Source organism: Hallella faecis, from assembly GCF_018789675.1.
GTDB classification, from domain to species: Bacteria; Bacteroidota; Bacteroidia; order Bacteroidales; family Bacteroidaceae; genus Prevotella; species Prevotella faecis.
In genome coordinates this window covers 1-1083 of sequence record NZ_JAHKBE010000132.1, presented here as the reverse complement: position 1 = coordinate 1083, position 1083 = coordinate 1, and the positions used below count along the sequence as shown (strand labels likewise).

The following is a 1083-nucleotide window of genomic DNA, read 5'->3' as shown; positions in this document are numbered from 1 at the left end:
CCGTGGCCGCTGATGCGCCCGACCGCACCATCTACGCCCACTTCGACTATGTGCAGCGTGGCATCGGCTCAGGCAGCTGTGGTCCCGGTGTCATCTCTAAGTATGTGGTTCCCACCTCGGGCACCTATGGCTACATGCTCCGTTTCACCACCTCCAACCCCGTCATCCAGGGCATCAACAAGACCATGAGCGACGTGGAGGCCATGAAGGTGTCGCACAACAGCAAGGCCGTCACCGTCAGTGGCGACATCGCCGCTGGCACCTCAGCCCGTCTGTATAACGCAGGGGGTGTGTTGCTCCATCAGGTGAAGGCATCTGGCAACACCCAGCACCTCCAGCTCCCCCTGGCAGGTCTGCCCGATGGCTCCTACTTCGTGCAGGTCAGCAGCAAGGGCAACCAGTGTGTCCACAAGATCCTGAAATAATCCTACCGCTCATTAGGTAACCTCCATAGCGAGGGAGTAGCCCGGGCCTCCGCCCCGTAGCTGCTCCCTCGCTTCGTTTTATCCTCCTTTGTGCTCGAGTGCGATCCGTTGGTTCCCTCTCAGTGGTCATTCGTGAGATATCAAACACCGGCGGTGTTTCCTCTCAGTAGTCATTCGATTGATTCGCGAGATTCGTGTTCTTTAAAATAATTCGTGTTCTTATTATACAAACACCGATGGTGTTTCTCTTCTGTGTCGATCTGTGCGATCTGTGGGAAAACAAATCACCCGCCAGTTTTTTAGCGCCATCGGCGCATAGTGTCTCCCACAGATCTCCCCGATTTCCACAGATGCGTTGCGCTCCGCATGCGAAAGAATCCGTGCTGATCCGTCGCGCCGACGGCGCATCAAAACCACGCCGCTGAATGCGGCGCAAGAGTAACCGATCCGTGAAAAGACCCATCCGTGCGCATCGGTGAAATCAGTGTTCTTTGATAAAATCACCCCGCATGGCATCTGTGTCGATCTGCGATCCGTGGGCGCTTTCTCCCACTTGTCTTTTCAAGCGCATTTAGCGCTTTGTTTTTGCTCCCACAGATTACTCGGATTTCCACTCTAAGTTTGCAGAAGAATGCGACGCAGTCGCATAAATGTTAAA

General features: G+C 54.7%; 1 protein-coding gene. It reads left to right on the top strand.

Annotated elements, in window-relative coordinates; all coding sequences use genetic code 11:
• Positions 1 to 425 (top strand): T9SS type A sorting domain-containing protein (locus KM934_RS12810; RefSeq protein ID WP_215761010.1); only part of this gene is annotated, 425 nt, incomplete at its 5' end.
• Positions 426 to 1083 lie beyond the last annotated feature (658 nt).